The organism is Mesorhizobium sp. M7A.T.Ca.US.000.02.2.1 (genome assembly GCF_003996995.1).
GTDB lineage: Bacteria > Pseudomonadota > Alphaproteobacteria > Rhizobiales > Rhizobiaceae > Mesorhizobium.
On the sequence record NZ_RZTT01000132.1, the window covers coordinates 1 to 13,999 of the forward strand.

Below are 13,999 nucleotides of genomic sequence, written 5' to 3' on the forward strand. Positions count from 1 at the left end.
AGGCTATCGCCTTCGATTCCTCAATTCCTCAATTCCTCCACTCCTCAATTCGCGACTATGCGGCTGCTTTCGCCTGCCGGTCAAAAAACAGTGCCTGGCTGATCAGCGCCTTGACCATGTCGGGATTGAACGGCTTGGTGACCAGGAAGGCCGGTTCCGGTCGTTCACCAGTCAACAGGCGCTCGGGGAAGGCGGTGATGAAGATGACCGGCACCGACGTCGATGACAGGATCTCGTTCACGGCCTCGATGCCGGAACTGCCGTCGGCAAGCTGGATGTCGGCCAGCACCATCTTCGGCCGTGTCTTGCCGAACATCATCACGGCCTCGGCATGGGTGCGCGCCGTTCCAACGACGCGGTGCCCGAGGCTCTCTACCATTTCTTCGATATCCATGGCGATCAGCGGTTCATCCTCGATGATCAGAACGTCGGTTGCCACCTGACGGGATATCTCGTTGCTCGCCTGGGCAAGCAGCTCTGAAAACTCCTGGTCGCCGACGTCGAGGATCTCAGCCGCTTCGTCCTCACTGAAGCCTTCGACAGCCACGAGCAGGAACGCCTGACGGGGCCGTGGTGCAATTGCATTCAGATTGGCGGCGGTGCGCTGTTCCCACGCCGATTGCGCCTGCTCCTGTGGGACGCGGATGGCGACCGATGTGAACAGCTTGGCGAAAACCTTGTACAGCGCGATGCGGTCGCTCGATGCTTCGGGAAATATCTCGATATCGGCGATGATGGCCTCGAGCATCGCGGCTACCAGCGCATCACCACTCTCTTGCGACCCGGAAACAGCCCGCGAGAAGCGGCGCAGGAAGGGCAGATGTGGTGCGATGGTGGCGGATAAGCTCATGGTAAGACGTCTCCCTCAGAATGACGTGAATGCGTAGCAGGTCAAGCTGACTGCAAGCCCTGACGATAACGCGGATTTTTAGAAAAAGTTCCGCCTCGACGGAACAAATACCGGGGAGGGGCGTTTGGGGTCGGGATGGGCAACCAGACGAGGGCGCCGCTTGCGTTGCGTTGAGTATGATAAGAGCGGTTTGAGCGCTGGGAATACAAGGGCAAAATGAAGGATATGACGAAAGATATTCTGGCTGGCGCCGAGAGCAGGCGCCGGAACGGTTCTGGTGATGCTCTTGGGCCGAACTCCGAAATCGGACGCAAACTCAAACAATATTACGACGCGCTGGTCTCCGACGATGTGCCGGATCGCTTTTCCCAGTTGCTTAGCCAGCTGGAACGGGCTGAACCCGCACAGAAGAAGGACTGAGGCATGGCCGCGGTCTCACAAGGCTTCAAGACCGATCTGCTTGGGGCAATCCCAAGTCTGCGCGCGTTCGCCGTGTCGCTGACGCAAAATGCCGACAAAGCCGACGACCTCGTCCAGGAAACGCTCGTCAAGGCCTGGGACAAGCATGAGAGCTTCCAGCCCGGCACCAATCTCAAGGCCTGGCTTTTCACCATCCTGCGCAACGAGTTCTATTCGCAGATGCGCAAGCGCGGGCGCGAAGTGCAGGACAGCGACGGTATTATGACGGCCAGGCTTGCCGTTCATCCGGCCCAGCACGGCCAGCTCGACCTGAAGGATTTTCGCGGCGCCCTGGAGCAATTGCCGGAGGACCAACGCGAAGCCATCATCCTCATCGGCGCATCTGGTTTCTCCTACGAGGAGGCCGCCGAGATCTGCGGTTGCGCGGTGGGAACGATCAAGAGCCGCGTCAGCCGAGCCCGTACGCGCTTGCAGGAAATCCTGAAAATATCAGGCGAGGACGAGTATGGTCCGGACGCAATTTCGGCCCAGGTAACGAGCTCGCCGGCGAGCTGACCGCGATCGTGCCTCAAGCGCGTCCGCAGGCCGCGGCGACCGCTTGCACGAGGTCTTCACCCGAATAGGGTTTGCCAACCAGCCTGACGCCCGGAAACGATGCCTTGATTTCATCGGCATCCGAATAGCCCGACGCAAACACGAAAGGTATGCCTGCCGCGCGCAGCCCGGAGGCGAAATCGATGGTTGAGGCGCCGCCCAGCATCAAGTCGACAATGGCTGCATCGAATCGCGTGGCGACCTCGCGGCCATCGACCTCGGTCAGGTCACGGGCGATCACCACCTCATCGGCGCCATGGTCGCGGCAAAGCTGCTCGACGTCCATGGCGATCAGAAATTCGTCCTCCAGGACCAGTATCCGCAATCCGTCAAGCAATGTGGGCACAGGCAAAGACTCCTTGAAACGCCGGAGTCATGATCGCTAATTGGCTTGCTGTCATTTAAAAAAGACATGTGGCCCCGCAGGCGGAACCTCAATCCTTGCAACGCGTTGAAACGCGCTCTCCATGAGCGGGCTTTCGAAGGGGGGTCGAAATGTCAGTTCAGAACAATAGCGCTTTCTCCAGCCGCCAATATCCTTGCGAGAACTGCCCATTGCGGCCGTTGCCGATTTTCCGCGACTTCGAAAAACAGGAACTGGCCTTCATCAGCAAATTCAAGAAGGGCGAACTCGCAGTCGAAAAGGGTGGCACGGTGCTGGTGGAGGGAAGCCATAGCGCCCATCTCTACACCGTGCTCTACGGCTGGGCGTTTCGCTACAAGCTGTTGCTGGACGGCCGCCGCCAGATCCTCAACTATCTCATGCCCGGTGATCTGATTGGCCTGCAAGGCAGTGTGATGGGCGAGATGCAGCATTCCGTGGAGGCACTGTCGCCGATGCTGCTGTGTGTTTTCGAGCGCGAATATCTGCATGAGCTGTACCGCAATCATCCCGGGCTGGCCTATGACATCACCTGGATCGCATCGCGTGAAGAGCGGATGCTGGACGAGAATCTGCTCAGCCTCGGGCGCCGCAGTGCGATCGAGCGCGCTGCCTATCTCATCGCCTTCATCGGCAGCCGCGCCAAGGTTGTCGGACTGAATGGCAACCAATCCGTCCAGATACCGATCACGCAACAGCACATCGCCGATACGCTTGGCCTGTCGCTGGTTCACACCAACAAGACGATCCGCAAGCTGATGGATCGCAAGCTGATCGTCTGGCGCGACGGCGGCTGCGTGGTTTCCGACAATGAAGGGCTCAAGCGGCTCGCCGGCTGGGAAGGGCTGGGTGAAGCGCGCCGGCCATTAATCTGAGGAAGCGTGTTTTGCCGGAGCCGGCGGACCGGGTGCGCGCCGATGCGTTTTCGGCTACTTTGTCCCCAATGCCGGAACCTTGAGACGCGCAGCGCGTTTGAAACCAAGCAATCACAAGGAGTTAAGCCATGGCCACTGCCGCAGGAAAGACCGCAAACGACGCCCGTGCAAATGCGGACCTGGAAGCCGACATCAGGCAGTTGAAGGCCGACATCGACAAGCTCACCAAACAACTGGCCAAGACCGGCGAGCATGGCTATGGCACCGCGCGCCGCGCAGCCACGGAAGGGGTCGAGCAGTTGCGTGCGCAGGGCGAAGCAGCCTTTGACAGCCTGCGCAGCAACGCCAAGGACATCGAAGCGCAGATGATGGCGAGCGTGCGTGAAAAGCCGGTGACGTCACTGGCGATCGCCGCCGGCGTAGGCTTCCTTTTCGCGCTCATCGCGCGTCGCTAGTCGCGCTCCAGATGGGAATGTTGGCAACCCTGATCTCGGGCCTCGCCTCGGGGGAAACCGTGGCCGCCATACACCGGGCGCGCACGGCGGCAATCGTCTATGTGATCGCCATGGCTGCCGCACTTTGCGGTCTCGGCTTTCTTGTCGGGGCCGCCTATATCTGGACGGCGATGCGCTATGGGCAGCTTGCCGCGGCACTGGGGTTCGGCGTCGGTTTCCTGGTGCTTGCCGGACTTATCCTGCTGATCTACCGGATCTCCGCAGGCTCACGCGCCCGGCGCCGGGCGCAGCGCCGCAATGCCGACATGAAGGCGATCGGCATCACCGCCGCACTCGCCGTGCTGCCGAGCCTGCTCAAGGGAAAAGGCGGTCTCGGCGTCATTCTGGGGCCGGCCGTGGCGCTCGCGGCCTACGCCATCTACCGCGAGAATGTAAAATCCGACGATCTGGATGAGAGCGAACGGAGATAGAGCTGTTGGGAGAGGTCACTTTGACAACTCTTCCAGCGGCATCGATATTTCGGCAAACACGCCTTCCGGCCGGAATTCATGGGTCACTTCGCTGGAAATGACCTTGGCTAGGCTGCGGCGAATGAGGATCGAGCCGAAGCCGTGCCGATCCGGCGGAGCGACTTGCGGGCCGCCGCTTTCGCGCCAGGTCAGCACAAGACGCCGGGCATCCCTCCTGCCTTGCGTCCTCCAGCCGAGATCGACCCTGCCTGACGGCACCGACAGCGAGCCATATTTAAGCGCGTTGCTGGCCAGTTCATGCAGGATCAGGCCAAGCCCGACGGCCTGGTCGGGCGACAGCAGCAGGTCGTCGCCGGAGATCGTCATGCGCGGCTGCTCGGCCGTTTCGAAAGGTTTGACCTCGATCTGGACGAGTTCACTGATGCCGATGCCGCGCCACTCGCGGTCCGACAACAGATTGTGGGCGATGCCCAAGGCCTGAAGCCTGGCGCCGAACGCCTCGAGGAACTCGCTTGGCTGGCGGGCATGGCGCACGGTCTGCGTTGCCAGCGCCTGGACGGTCGCCAAAGTGTTCTTGACGCGATGGTTGAGCTCACGCAGCAGCAGCCGTTGGCGTTCGTCGCCGAGCTTACGCTCGGAGATGTCGTAGTTGACGCCGAAGATCAAGGTCGGCTTGCCGTCGCCGTCACGCTCGATGACACGGCCGCGCGTGGCGAGCCAGCGCGGCGGATGAAAGCCCTTCACCCGGTATTCGCCGAAATAGTCGTCGCTGCCGGTCAGGGCGTCGCGAAAGCGGGTTTCGGTCTGGTAGACGTCACGCGGATCGATGGCGGTGAGGATGTCGCGTGCGCGCAGCCGGTTGGAGCGCGGCAGGCTGAACAGCTCCGACATCAATGTGTCGCATTCGATGATATCGGTGCGGATATCCCATGCCCAACTGGCGAGCGACGCCGCATCGAGTGCGATGGCACGTCGTTTTTCCTCGCGAACCAGTGCGGCCTCGGCGATCGCGCCGCTGCGGGTTGCGTCCTTGAGGGTGAACAGGCTGGCGGCGAGGCCGGCGAGCGACTTCAGCTGGTGGAGCTCGGCGCGGGATGGAAAACCATGCGGCTCGTGGTCGAGCACGCACAGCGTGCCGATGCGGGCACCTGCCACGATCATCGGCGCGCCGGCATAGAAGCGGACATGGTGCTTTCCGGTGACCAGCGGGTTGGTCTTGAAACGGGAATCCGTCGTTGCATCCACCACCACCATCGGTTCGTCTCCGGCGGCAATCGCATGGGCGCAGAAGGAGACGTCGGTCGCGGTTTCGGCCTCGTCCAGGCCGAAGCAGGATTTGAACCACTGCCGTTCGAGGTCGACGAGCGTGACCAGGGCCATCGGCACCTGCATCACCGCCGCGGCAAGGCTGCTGACGCGGTCGAAATCGGGATCGGCCGCCGTATCCAGCATCTCCAACCCGTGCAGCACAGCGAGCCGGTCAACATCCTTGACTGCGCGCGCAACTTCGGCCGGCAGCTCGGGCACTGTTTGCGTCTTGCCAGTCACCCCACTTGCCTCGTCCCGGTCTTCGCCGCCGCCTGCTTGCGCTGGTGCAAGGCCAGCGCGCTTTTCCGGAACCATCCTAGCGAGGAACCGTTACCCGACCATGATTTGCCGATGGCGCCAGTTGGTGCAGAATGAGACAAGGATCGAGCATGGCCAAGATCATTCCCGAAAACAAGGCGCGGCAGGGGCGATGGGGCTGGCATGGATTTCGAATCCTGATCGCCGCATTGCTTCTGGTGTTTGCGGCGTGGGGCATTGCCGAGATTTATGGTGTGTTGATCAAGACGCCAACCAGCGATGAACAGCATGTCCCGACACCCAGCACCACCGAGCAGGCTCCTGCTGGTTAAAGCCGCTTTGTTCGTTGCAACGCATAGCATCAGGCGGCTCTTGATTGGGCCGCGCTCGCCGGCACCAGTACATTCAGCGCGCCAGGCTGGATTTCGATTACCGTTTCACGGTCAAGCCTGACCAATTCGCCGTCCATGACCGCGCGAAATTTGCGGCTGCTCGAGTGGATTTTCAGCACCGTTCTGTTCGTCTGGTGGATTTCGACATGTTCGTTGTCGCGCCATTTGCCGCGCGCCACGTTGAAGAAGAACTTGACCAGTTCGGCGCGCTGCTTCGCCACCGTGACATAGACACCAAGCACGCCGCCCGCCGGATTGTCGGCGTAGGGCAAATGGCCTTCGCCGAACAAATTGTTGGTGATGCCGATGCCGGTGATGCGTGCCGCCATTTCGGCACCACCGATGCTGAGCGTCACATTCATCGCAGGTGGATTGTTGATCGTCGCCCAAGCCGCCTTGGCCGAGGCGCGGATCTTCCCCAACCGCGAACCAAACTCCATCTTCTGGCGCAGTTGCACCATCTTCGCATGCATGCCGATCGAGAACTGATGTATGAAAGGTTGGCCATTGGCTGTCGCCACGTCGACCGCGATGATTTCGCCGTCGGCGAAGGATTTCAGCGCTCCATCGAGTGACTGCGGAATGCCCAACCCCCGTGCGAACAGGTTCATGGTGCCGGCCGGCAATATGGCAAGCGCCTTCTTCGTGCCCATCAGCCGGGCGGCCGCGGCGGAAATGGTCCCGTCGCCGCCACCCGCCAGCACGATGTCGACAGAGCGACGCGAAGCCGCGCTGTCGAGCGTTTCCACCACGTCCTTGCCTGCGACAATTTCGATGCTGAGCGAGTGCCCTGCCGTCTCCAGCGTCTGATGCATCCTGTCGGAGAAGGCGGCGAGGTCGGTGGTGCGCAAAGTGCCGCCATCCCGGTTCAGCACCGCTGCGAATTTCATACCCGCTCCACCATGTCAGCCAAAAAGCGACCGGGACACTCCCAGCCGATGGCTGAAACGCGGCGGCTACGGAAAGGTTCCCTTGACACAGAGGGCCGCCCCGGCGGCTCGATCATTTCTGTGATTTCGGTTTCCGGACGGCGCGGTTTTGTCGGAACAACAGACTGGTCACAACGTTGTGAACCTGTAGATGCCGCGTCCACTTTCCCGCGAAGACGCGGCGCATGAGATCAGGCACGAGGAGAGACTATCATGATCCGCAATCTTTTAGCCACGACCGCACTCGCAACACTGATCGCCACCGGCGCTTATGCGCAGAGTGCGACGACCCCGGCGCCGGCACAGAGCCCAGCCGTTCAGGAGTCAGGCGCGGCGTCGGTCCGCGCAGAGGGCAGCATCGTCACCAACATCATCGGTGAATCCGTCTATAACGGCACCGGCGATGATGCCGAGAACATCGGCAATGTCAGCGACGTCGTCTTCGACAAGGATGGGCAGGCGAAATCCGTTGTCATCGACGTTGGCGGTTTTCTGGGTGTCGGTGCCAAGAGCGTCGCCTTCGAGTACGGCAAGCTGCAGTGGGCCGAAAAGAATGGTGACCGCTGGCTGGTAGCCCAGACGACCAAGGATGAGTTGACCGCTCAGGCGGAATTCGACAGCCAGCCCTACAGTCCGGCCCCCGCACCTGCGGCATCGACCGACGCGACCGCACCTACGGCACCTGCTACGACGGATACGGCACAAAAGCCGGCCGACATGAACGCCGCTCCGGCGGAACCGGTAAAGCGCGCGGACGGTAACCTTGCCACCAACATCATCGGTGAAGACGTATATAACGGAACCGGTGATGACGCGCAGAATATCGGCGACGTCAACGACATCGTGCTGACCAAGGAAGGCAAGGCCGAGTCCCTGGTCATCGGCGTGGGCGGTTTCCTTGGCCTCGGCGCCAAGAATGTCACCTATGATTTCTCTAAGGCGCAGTGGGCCGAGAAGAATGGCGACCGCTGGCTGGTGGCCCAGACCACCAAGGAAGAGCTGCAGGCGCAGCCCGATTTCGACCGCAAGGCCTATGATCCGGCGCCGGCCACGACGGCTTCCAACGAGCCTGCGGCCACCGCTCCGGCTGCTGTGCCGTCCGACACGACGGCTCCTGCTGTCGCTCCGGCAGACAAGACCGCCGAAGCTCCGGCAGCGACCACCCCTGACGCCTCGGCTCCCGACCAGACACAGACTGCCGCCATCGACAAGTCGACGTTGACCGAGATGCCGGTCGGCGAGATTCGTGCCGATGACCTGAAGGGCACGACTGTCTACGGCGCAAACGACGCCAGGGTAGGCGAAATCGGCGATGTCGTGCTTGCGCCTGACAACAAGACGGACGCGGTGATCGTCGACGTTGGCGGCTTCTTAGGCGTCGGTGAAAAGGAGGTCGCGGTTGGTATGGATAATCTCAAATTCATGACCGACAAGGACGGCAACAAGTACCTCTACACGACCTTCACCAAGGAACAGCTCGAGGCTCAAACCGCCTATGACAAAGGCAGTTACGCCGAACAGCGCGATCAGCAGCGCATGATCGTAAGGTAATCCTGTTCAGCCAAATGAAGCCCGCGCTGGCAACGGCGCGGGCTTTATTTATGTGTGGCCAGGTTGCAGGCCAGCGGCATGGCCGACGAGGCCGTTCTGGGTCAATTCGGCCAGTGCCAGCGACTGGTCGAGATGTTCGGCCCGCCAGGCGAGCAGCCGTTCGGCGAATTCCAGGCGCACGGTGAGATGGCCGGGGTCGGCCGCGAGATTGTCCAGCTCGCCCGGATCGCTTTTTAGATCAAACAGCAGCGGCGGCAGATTGCCGCCGAAATGCACATATTTGAAATGCTCCGTGCGGATAACGGCGAGGTTGCATTGGCGTGCGGCGATGCCGAAATGGTTTTCGGCCTCGCCCGCGGCAATCGAGCGGAAGTCAAACTCCCAATGCGCGGCATCGCGCCAGGCCGTAGGGGTTTCTCCGCCCAGGAACGGCTTCAGCGAGGCGCCGTCGAGATGCGGCGCGGGCTTTTCGCCGAGCAGGTCGAGAAGCGTCGGCAAAATGTCGACCGCTTCGGTGAAGCTGTCGACACTGCCGCCGGTCGCCTTGCCTTGGCGCGGATCGCGAATGATCAGCGGAATGTGGTAGCTGCCGTCGAAATAGCCGCCCTTGCCCAGCATGAAATGGTCGCCCATCATCTCGGCATGGTCCGAGGTCAGAACGATGATGGTGTCGTCCCACGCGCCTGCGGCCTTGACCGCTTTCCAGACGCGGCCGAGTTGCGCGTCGACCTCGGAAATCATGCCGTAATAGATCGCGCGGATGCGGCGAAAATCGTCTTCGCTCCAGTCGTGCACCTTGCCTCTGGCGTCCGGGCGGAATTTTATCTGTTTCTGCCGGCCGAGATCATAGGCAAGATAGGGATGGTTTTCCGCCTCTTCGTGCCAGCTTGCCGCGCGCCGGAAGGCCGGGCCGTCAGCCGGATCGTACATCGTGTTGTAGGGCTCCGGCACAATGAAAGGCGGGTGCGGGCTGATGAAGGAAAGATGCGCGAACCACGGCGTGGCGTCCTCCTGTTCGCCAAGCCAACGCGTGAATTCGCCGGTCAGGAAAGCCGCCGGCGTTTGTTGCCCGGAGTAGACGGGCGGCGCGTTGCTGATGGTCCCGGCCACGCCGTCGGCCAGCGGACGGTGGATGTCGGGGGACCCGGCGCTGGCGTCGACACCTTGCAGTTCCAGCCAGGATAGCCATTGCTTCTGGTGCTCGGGCAGCAACTGGCGCACCGTAAAGCCCGGCAGCACGCCTTCATAGCTTTGCAGCCGCGAATCGCCCGGCGCCAGCAGGCGCGGATCGAGCGAGACGTCGGTGTAGCCGAACAGCGTCGGATCATAGCCCAGGGCGCGAGCCGAGAGCGCGATGTTGCCGTGGCGAGCGTCGAGCGGCGTGCCGTTGCGGCAGACGCGGTTGTTCATCTGGTAGAGGCCGGTGTAGAGGCAGGCGCGAGCGGGCGAACAGGGTGCCGCGCCGCCATAGTGCCGCTTGAACAGCACACCCTCCGCGGCCAAAGCGTCGGTATTGGGCGTCTGCACGACCGGATGGCCGGCTGCGGACAGACAATCGCCACGCCACTGATCGCATGTGATCAGGAGAATGTTGGGCCGCCTGGCTTTTCCAGTCACTCACGATACCTTTTTCGCGGGATGTCGAACGCCGTTCATGGAACCGAATTCCGGCCACGGCGCAAGCCCGACTCTGCGGGCCAATTGGTGAACGAACCTTGTTCCATCGTTCACTTTTACGACACAGTCCATTCTGTGTTTGCCGCCTTTGCCTAAACTGCTCTGGTCCTCATATTGGCGTGGACAGCGGCGAGGGCCGCACATGCACCAAGGAAGGAGCAAGACAATGCTCGACCAGATCAAGGGCCTGCATCACGTCACGTCGATGGCCAGGGATGCCCGCCAGAACAACGAATTCTTCACCAGGAAACTCGGCCAGCGCCGGGTCAAGAAGACCGTCAATTTCGACGCGCCCGACGTCTACCACCTCTATTACGGTGACGAGACCGGCACGCCGGGTTCGGTGATGACCTATTTCCCTTTCCCCGATATAGGCAAGGGCCGGCATGGGGTCGGGGAAGTCGGAACCACCGTCTACTCGGTGCCGGAAGGCACGCTTGGCTATTGGGAAAGCCGTTTTGCCGATGAGGGCGTCACCGGCCTCTCGCGCGAAGAGACCTTCGGCGAGAAGCGCCTGGCTTTTGCCGGACCGGATGGTGACGGCTTCGCGCTGGTCGAGGGCAAGGGTGACGGCAGAGCGCCCTGGGCGAAAGGCGGTGTTCCGGTCGACCAGGCGATCCGCGGTTTACATTCGGTATCGCTCAGGCTGAAGGATGGCGGCGCCACCGAGGAGCTGCTGAAGTTCATGGGCTATGAGGAAGTCGACAAGTCCGGCAATCTCAGGCGGCTGGCGGTGAAGAACGGCAATGGCGCCGACGTCATCGACATCGAATCGCTGCCGAGCACGGCCTTCGCCGATCTCGGTGCCGGCTCTGTCCATCACGTCGCCTTCGCGGTCGAGAACCGCGCCAGGCAGCTCGAGGTACGCAAGGCGTTGATGGACACCGGTTATGGGGTGACGCCGGTGATCGATCGCGACTACTTCTGGGCGATCTATTTCCGCACACCGGGTGGCGTGCTGTTCGAAGTCGCCACCAACGAGCCGGGTTTCGATCGCGACGAGGATACCGCTCATCTGGGCGAGGCGCTGAAGCTGCCGTCGCAGCACCAGCACCTGCGGCCGTATCTGGAACAGCATCTGCAGAGACTGGAAGGCTGAGGTCATGAGCAAGGACGCTTACATCCACAAGCTGCTGCCCGGTTCGCCGGGCGGTCCGCTGCTGTTCGTCTTCCATGGCACTGGAGGCGATGAGAACCAGCTTCTGTCGCTGGGGCGCGATCTCGCGCCCCAGGCAACCATCATCTCGCCGCGCGGCGATGTGTCCGAACAAGGTGCCGCGCGCTTCTTTCGCCGCACCGGCGAGGGCGTCTACGACATGGAGGATCTGGCACGGGCGACGATCAGGATGGCGGGCTTCGTCAAAGCCCATGTCGAAGCAGCGAAGCCATCGGCCGTGCTGGGTCTCGGCTATTCCAACGGCGCGAATGTCCTGGCCTCGGTGGTGTTCGCGGTTCCAGCGCTGTTCGGCGCGTCGGTGTTGATGCATCCGCTGATCCCGTTCGAGCCGCAGGTGAAGGGCAGTCTCGCCGGCCGTCATATTCTGATGACCGCCGGTAAGCGCGACCCGATCTGCCCGCCGAACCTGACCACGCGGCTCGAGGCGTATTTGCGTGCCGACGGCGCCGATGTCACAGTGGAATGGCACGATGGCGGGCACGAAGTGCGGCCAAACGAGATCGAGGCGGCACGGCGGTTCTTTTCCGACGCTGCCCAAGGAGCATAGCGATGCCTGACCAACTGCCTGAGATCGAACTTGAGGATCGCGGTTCCAAGGGCCGCTATGTCCTGCGTGGACCCGATGGCGCCGAGGCCGAGATGACCTTCACCAAGATCGGTGAGCACCAGATCATCATCGACCACACCGAGGTGCCGGACGTCTTTCGCGGCCAGGGTGCCGGGCTTCGGCTCGTCACCCGCGCCGTCGAGGATGCGCGTGCGGCGGGTAAGAAGATCATCCCGCTCTGCCCGTTCGCCAACGCCCAGTTTCGCCGCCATCAGGAATGGGCCGACGTGCTGAAGCAATAGGGGTTTCGTCGCTTGGAAACGGTGCGGAAAGCGGCTGCGATCCCCACGGGGATGACTTTGGCATTTGTGCGGGTAGCGCATCCTGCCTAAGTCGATATGATATATCTCAGCCCCTTGCCGACAAACGAACCGAATGATCCCCCTATGACCGAAACCGATCTCGTTCCCGTCTTCGACGGCCACAACGATACGTTGCTCAGACTCTACCAGTCGAAAGACACGGATGTCGAAAAGCTGTTCATAGAGGGGAAATCGGGCGGCCATATCGATCTGCCGCGTGCCAAAGCCGGCGGCTTCGCCGGCGGCATGTTTGCCATCTTTCCGCCGCCTGTCGAGAAATCCAGGCGCGGCGCCGTGCCCCTGGCGCCGAGTGCCGCCGAGCCGCTGCCGCCCGAGGTTCCGCGCGATGAGGCGCTGACCTCGACCATCGCGATGGCCTCGATCCTGTTCAGGCTGGAACGGGCCGGAGCGCTCACCGTCTGCCGCAGCGCCGGCGATGTGCGCGGTGCCATGGCGCAAGGCTCGATCGCCGCGGTATTCCACATCGAAGGGGTCGAGGCGATCGATCCCGAGCTCACCATGCTCGACGTGCTGCATGAAGCCGGCCTGCGCTCGCTCGGCATCGTCTGGAGCCGGCCGAACGCCTTCGGCCACGGCGTGCCGTTCCGCTTCCCGTCCTCGCCCGACACCGGCCCCGGCCTGACCGATGCCGGCAAGGCGTTGGTCAAGGCCTGCAACCAGATGAAGATCATGATCGACCTGTCGCATCTCAACGAGAAGGGCTTTCGCGATGTCGCGGCGCTCAGCAATGCGCCGCTGGTCGCGACCCATTCCAACGTGCACGCGATCTGCGGCCATTCGCGCAACTTGACCGACTGGCAGCTCGGCGCGATCCGCGAAACCGGCGGCATGGTCGGGCTGAACTTCGCAACCGGCTTCCTGCGCGAGGATGGTCGCATGAATGCCGACACAAGCCTCGACATCATGGTGCGGCATATCGATTCGCTGCTGCAGGCACTGGGTGAGGACGGCGTTGGTCTTGGCTCCGATTTCGACGGCGCCATGATCCCGGCCGTCATCGGGGATGTCGCCGGCCTGCCGAAGCTGATCGATGCATTGGCGGCACGCGGTTTCGGCCGCGCACTTATCGAAAAAATCGCCTATCGCAACTGGCTCAATATGCTCGAGAAAACGATAGGTTAGAGACAGCCTGCGGCATGGCGTGTGCGGCCCGCCGGCATATGTCGACAAGGACATACTTCGTCGGTGGAAGCCGGATGCGATTGGGTGGATAGCCGGCAATGCTGAAGACCTTCACGGATGAGGGCGGCGAATTCGAGCGAACCGATGTCGTCATCGTCGGTGCGGGTTTCACAGGCCTGTCGGCGGCGCTCGAGATGAAGAAGGCCGACATCGATTTCATTCTGCTCGAAGCACGCGACCGCGTCGGCGGACGCGTCGAGTCCCGACTGAACGGACTTGGCGAACGGATCGATAGTGGCGGCCAGTTCCTGTGCGAGGACATGCCGGAATTGATGGCGCTGATCGAGGCGCGCGGCAAGACGCTGGTTGAAACCTATGTCGATGGCGATTTCATCACCCAGCCGACGATGTCCGTACAACGAGCAGAGCGGATCTATGACGCGGCAATGGCAATCCGCGAGCGCATGAACGGGGTCGATCCGGACGACGTCTCGATTGCCGGACTGACCGTTGCCGACTGGCTTGCCCGCCAGCGCGATTCGGCCGACGCCAGGGCCGTCTTCCGTTCGATGATCGAAGGTCTCTGGTGCATGGCGCTGGATCAGATTC

At 62.1% G+C, this 13,999-nt stretch carries 17 protein-coding genes; 12 read left to right on the forward strand and 5 right to left on the reverse strand.

Annotation, left to right across the window (positions count from 1 at the left end; all coding sequences use genetic code 11):
• Positions 1-55: 55 nt before the first annotated feature.
• Positions 56-850, reverse strand: a complete 795-nt coding sequence (locus EOD15_RS14795) for a response regulator (RefSeq protein WP_023810997.1) — start codon at positions 848-850, stop codon at positions 56-58.
• Between the two features lie 216 nt (positions 851-1,066).
• Between EOD15_RS14795 and EOD15_RS14800 the strand changes: the two genes are divergently transcribed.
• The gene (locus tag EOD15_RS14800) at positions 1,067-1,270 is read left to right on the forward strand and encodes a NepR family anti-sigma factor (RefSeq protein WP_127269630.1); all 204 of its coding nucleotides are present in this window, start codon (positions 1,067-1,069) and stop codon (positions 1,268-1,270) included.
• 3 nt (positions 1,271-1,273) lie between these two features.
• A complete protein-coding gene (locus EOD15_RS14805; protein WP_013529285.1) occupies positions 1,274-1,825 on the forward strand; it encodes an RNA polymerase sigma factor in 552 nt (183 codons plus the stop codon).
• 13 nt (positions 1,826-1,838) lie between these two features.
• Here EOD15_RS14805 and EOD15_RS14810 read toward each other — a convergent pair whose 3' ends face one another.
• Positions 1,839-2,210 (reverse strand): response regulator, encoded by a 372-nt coding sequence (locus tag EOD15_RS14810; protein WP_027163154.1) that lies wholly within the window; start codon positions 2,208-2,210, stop codon positions 1,839-1,841.
• Between the two features lie 149 nt (positions 2,211-2,359).
• Between EOD15_RS14810 and EOD15_RS14815 the strand changes: the two genes are divergently transcribed.
• The 3 genes from EOD15_RS14815 (at position 2,360) to EOD15_RS14825 (ending at position 4,046) form a co-directional block, all read left to right on the forward strand.
• A complete protein-coding gene (locus tag EOD15_RS14815; RefSeq protein WP_127320888.1) occupies positions 2,360-3,121 on the forward strand; it encodes a Crp/Fnr family transcriptional regulator in 762 nt (253 codons plus the stop codon).
• A 128-nt stretch (positions 3,122-3,249) separates the two neighbouring features.
• Complete coding sequence (locus tag EOD15_RS14820) at positions 3,250-3,576, forward strand: DUF883 family protein (RefSeq protein WP_023811001.1); 327 nt, start codon at positions 3,250-3,252, stop codon at positions 3,574-3,576.
• Between the two features lie 11 nt (positions 3,577-3,587).
• The gene (locus EOD15_RS14825; protein WP_127320889.1) at positions 3,588-4,046 is read left to right on the forward strand and encodes a hypothetical protein; all 459 of its coding nucleotides are present in this window, start codon (positions 3,588-3,590) and stop codon (positions 4,044-4,046) included.
• 15 nt (positions 4,047-4,061) lie between these two features.
• On the opposite strand, the gene EOD15_RS14830 is transcribed toward EOD15_RS14825, so the two are convergent.
• Entirely contained in the window at positions 4,062-5,594 is a 1,533-nt protein-coding gene (locus EOD15_RS14830) for an HWE histidine kinase domain-containing protein (protein ID WP_127320890.1), read from the reverse strand.
• Positions 5,595-5,743: 149 nt separating this feature from the next.
• On the opposite strand from EOD15_RS14830, the gene EOD15_RS14835 reads away from it, so the two are divergent.
• A complete protein-coding gene (locus tag EOD15_RS14835; protein ID WP_127320891.1) occupies positions 5,744-5,944 on the forward strand; it encodes a hypothetical protein in 201 nt (66 codons plus the stop codon).
• Positions 5,945-5,973: 29 nt separating this feature from the next.
• On the opposite strand, the gene EOD15_RS14840 is transcribed toward EOD15_RS14835, so the two are convergent.
• Positions 5,974-6,894, reverse strand: a complete 921-nt coding sequence (locus tag EOD15_RS14840) for a diacylglycerol kinase family protein (protein WP_127320892.1) — start codon at positions 6,892-6,894, stop codon at positions 5,974-5,976.
• A 252-nt stretch (positions 6,895-7,146) separates the two neighbouring features.
• Between EOD15_RS14840 and EOD15_RS14845 the strand changes: the two genes are divergently transcribed.
• Complete coding sequence (locus tag EOD15_RS14845; RefSeq protein ID WP_127320893.1) at positions 7,147-8,484, forward strand: PRC-barrel domain-containing protein; 1,338 nt, start codon at positions 7,147-7,149, stop codon at positions 8,482-8,484.
• A gap of 48 nt (positions 8,485-8,532) precedes the next feature.
• Here EOD15_RS14845 and EOD15_RS14850 read toward each other — a convergent pair whose 3' ends face one another.
• The gene (locus EOD15_RS14850) at positions 8,533-10,101 is read right to left on the reverse strand and encodes an alkaline phosphatase family protein (protein WP_127408587.1); all 1,569 of its coding nucleotides are present in this window, start codon (positions 10,099-10,101) and stop codon (positions 8,533-8,535) included.
• Positions 10,102-10,327: 226 nt separating this feature from the next.
• On the opposite strand from EOD15_RS14850, the gene EOD15_RS14855 reads away from it, so the two are divergent.
• The 5 genes from EOD15_RS14855 to EOD15_RS14875 all read left to right on the forward strand — a co-directional run.
• Entirely contained in the window at positions 10,328-11,260 is a 933-nt protein-coding gene (locus EOD15_RS14855) for a VOC family protein (protein WP_127268952.1), read from the forward strand.
• A 4-nt stretch (positions 11,261-11,264) separates the two neighbouring features.
• Entirely contained in the window at positions 11,265-11,885 is a 621-nt protein-coding gene (locus EOD15_RS14860) for an alpha/beta hydrolase (protein WP_127322534.1), read from the forward strand.
• 2 nt (positions 11,886-11,887) lie between these two features.
• Positions 11,888-12,187: a GNAT family N-acetyltransferase gene (locus EOD15_RS14865; RefSeq protein WP_127322535.1), complete on the forward strand. Its 300-nt coding sequence runs from the start codon at positions 11,888-11,890 to the stop codon at positions 12,185-12,187.
• A gap of 144 nt (positions 12,188-12,331) precedes the next feature.
• Positions 12,332-13,390 carry a dipeptidase gene (locus EOD15_RS14870; protein WP_127408588.1) on the forward strand — a complete coding sequence of 353 codons (1,059 nt, stop codon included), beginning with the start codon at positions 12,332-12,334 and terminating at the stop codon, positions 13,388-13,390.
• A gap of 98 nt (positions 13,391-13,488) precedes the next feature.
• Positions 13,489-13,999: FAD-dependent oxidoreductase (locus EOD15_RS14875; protein WP_127408589.1), on the forward strand; the 511-nt coding region annotated here is incomplete at its 3' end.

Excerpts from the sequence above, each read along its gene's own strand:
- EOD15_RS14795 (WP_023810997.1), bottom strand. The coding sequence starts at position 850 with ATGAGCTTATCCGCCACCATCGCACCACATCTGCCCTTCCTGCGCCGC.
- EOD15_RS14800 (WP_127269630.1), top strand. The coding sequence starts at position 1,067 with ATGAAGGATATGACGAAAGATATTCTGGCTGGCGCCGAGAGCAGGCGC.
- EOD15_RS14805 (WP_013529285.1), top strand. The coding sequence starts at position 1,274 with ATGGCCGCGGTCTCACAAGGCTTCAAGACCGATCTGCTTGGGGCAATC.
- EOD15_RS14815 (WP_127320888.1), top strand. The coding sequence starts at position 2,360 with ATGTCAGTTCAGAACAATAGCGCTTTCTCCAGCCGCCAATATCCTTGC.
- EOD15_RS14820 (WP_023811001.1), top strand. The coding sequence starts at position 3,250 with ATGGCCACTGCCGCAGGAAAGACCGCAAACGACGCCCGTGCAAATGCG.
- EOD15_RS14825 (WP_127320889.1), top strand. The coding sequence starts at position 3,588 with ATGGGAATGTTGGCAACCCTGATCTCGGGCCTCGCCTCGGGGGAAACC.
- EOD15_RS14835 (WP_127320891.1), top strand. The coding sequence starts at position 5,744 with ATGGCCAAGATCATTCCCGAAAACAAGGCGCGGCAGGGGCGATGGGGC.
- EOD15_RS14840 (WP_127320892.1), bottom strand. The coding sequence starts at position 6,894 with ATGAAATTCGCAGCGGTGCTGAACCGGGATGGCGGCACTTTGCGCACC.
- EOD15_RS14845 (WP_127320893.1), top strand. The coding sequence starts at position 7,147 with ATGATCCGCAATCTTTTAGCCACGACCGCACTCGCAACACTGATCGCC.
- EOD15_RS14855 (WP_127268952.1), top strand. The coding sequence starts at position 10,328 with ATGCTCGACCAGATCAAGGGCCTGCATCACGTCACGTCGATGGCCAGG.
- EOD15_RS14860 (WP_127322534.1), top strand. The coding sequence starts at position 11,265 with ATGAGCAAGGACGCTTACATCCACAAGCTGCTGCCCGGTTCGCCGGGC.
- EOD15_RS14865 (WP_127322535.1), top strand. The coding sequence starts at position 11,888 with ATGCCTGACCAACTGCCTGAGATCGAACTTGAGGATCGCGGTTCCAAG.
- EOD15_RS14870 (WP_127408588.1), top strand. The coding sequence starts at position 12,332 with ATGACCGAAACCGATCTCGTTCCCGTCTTCGACGGCCACAACGATACG.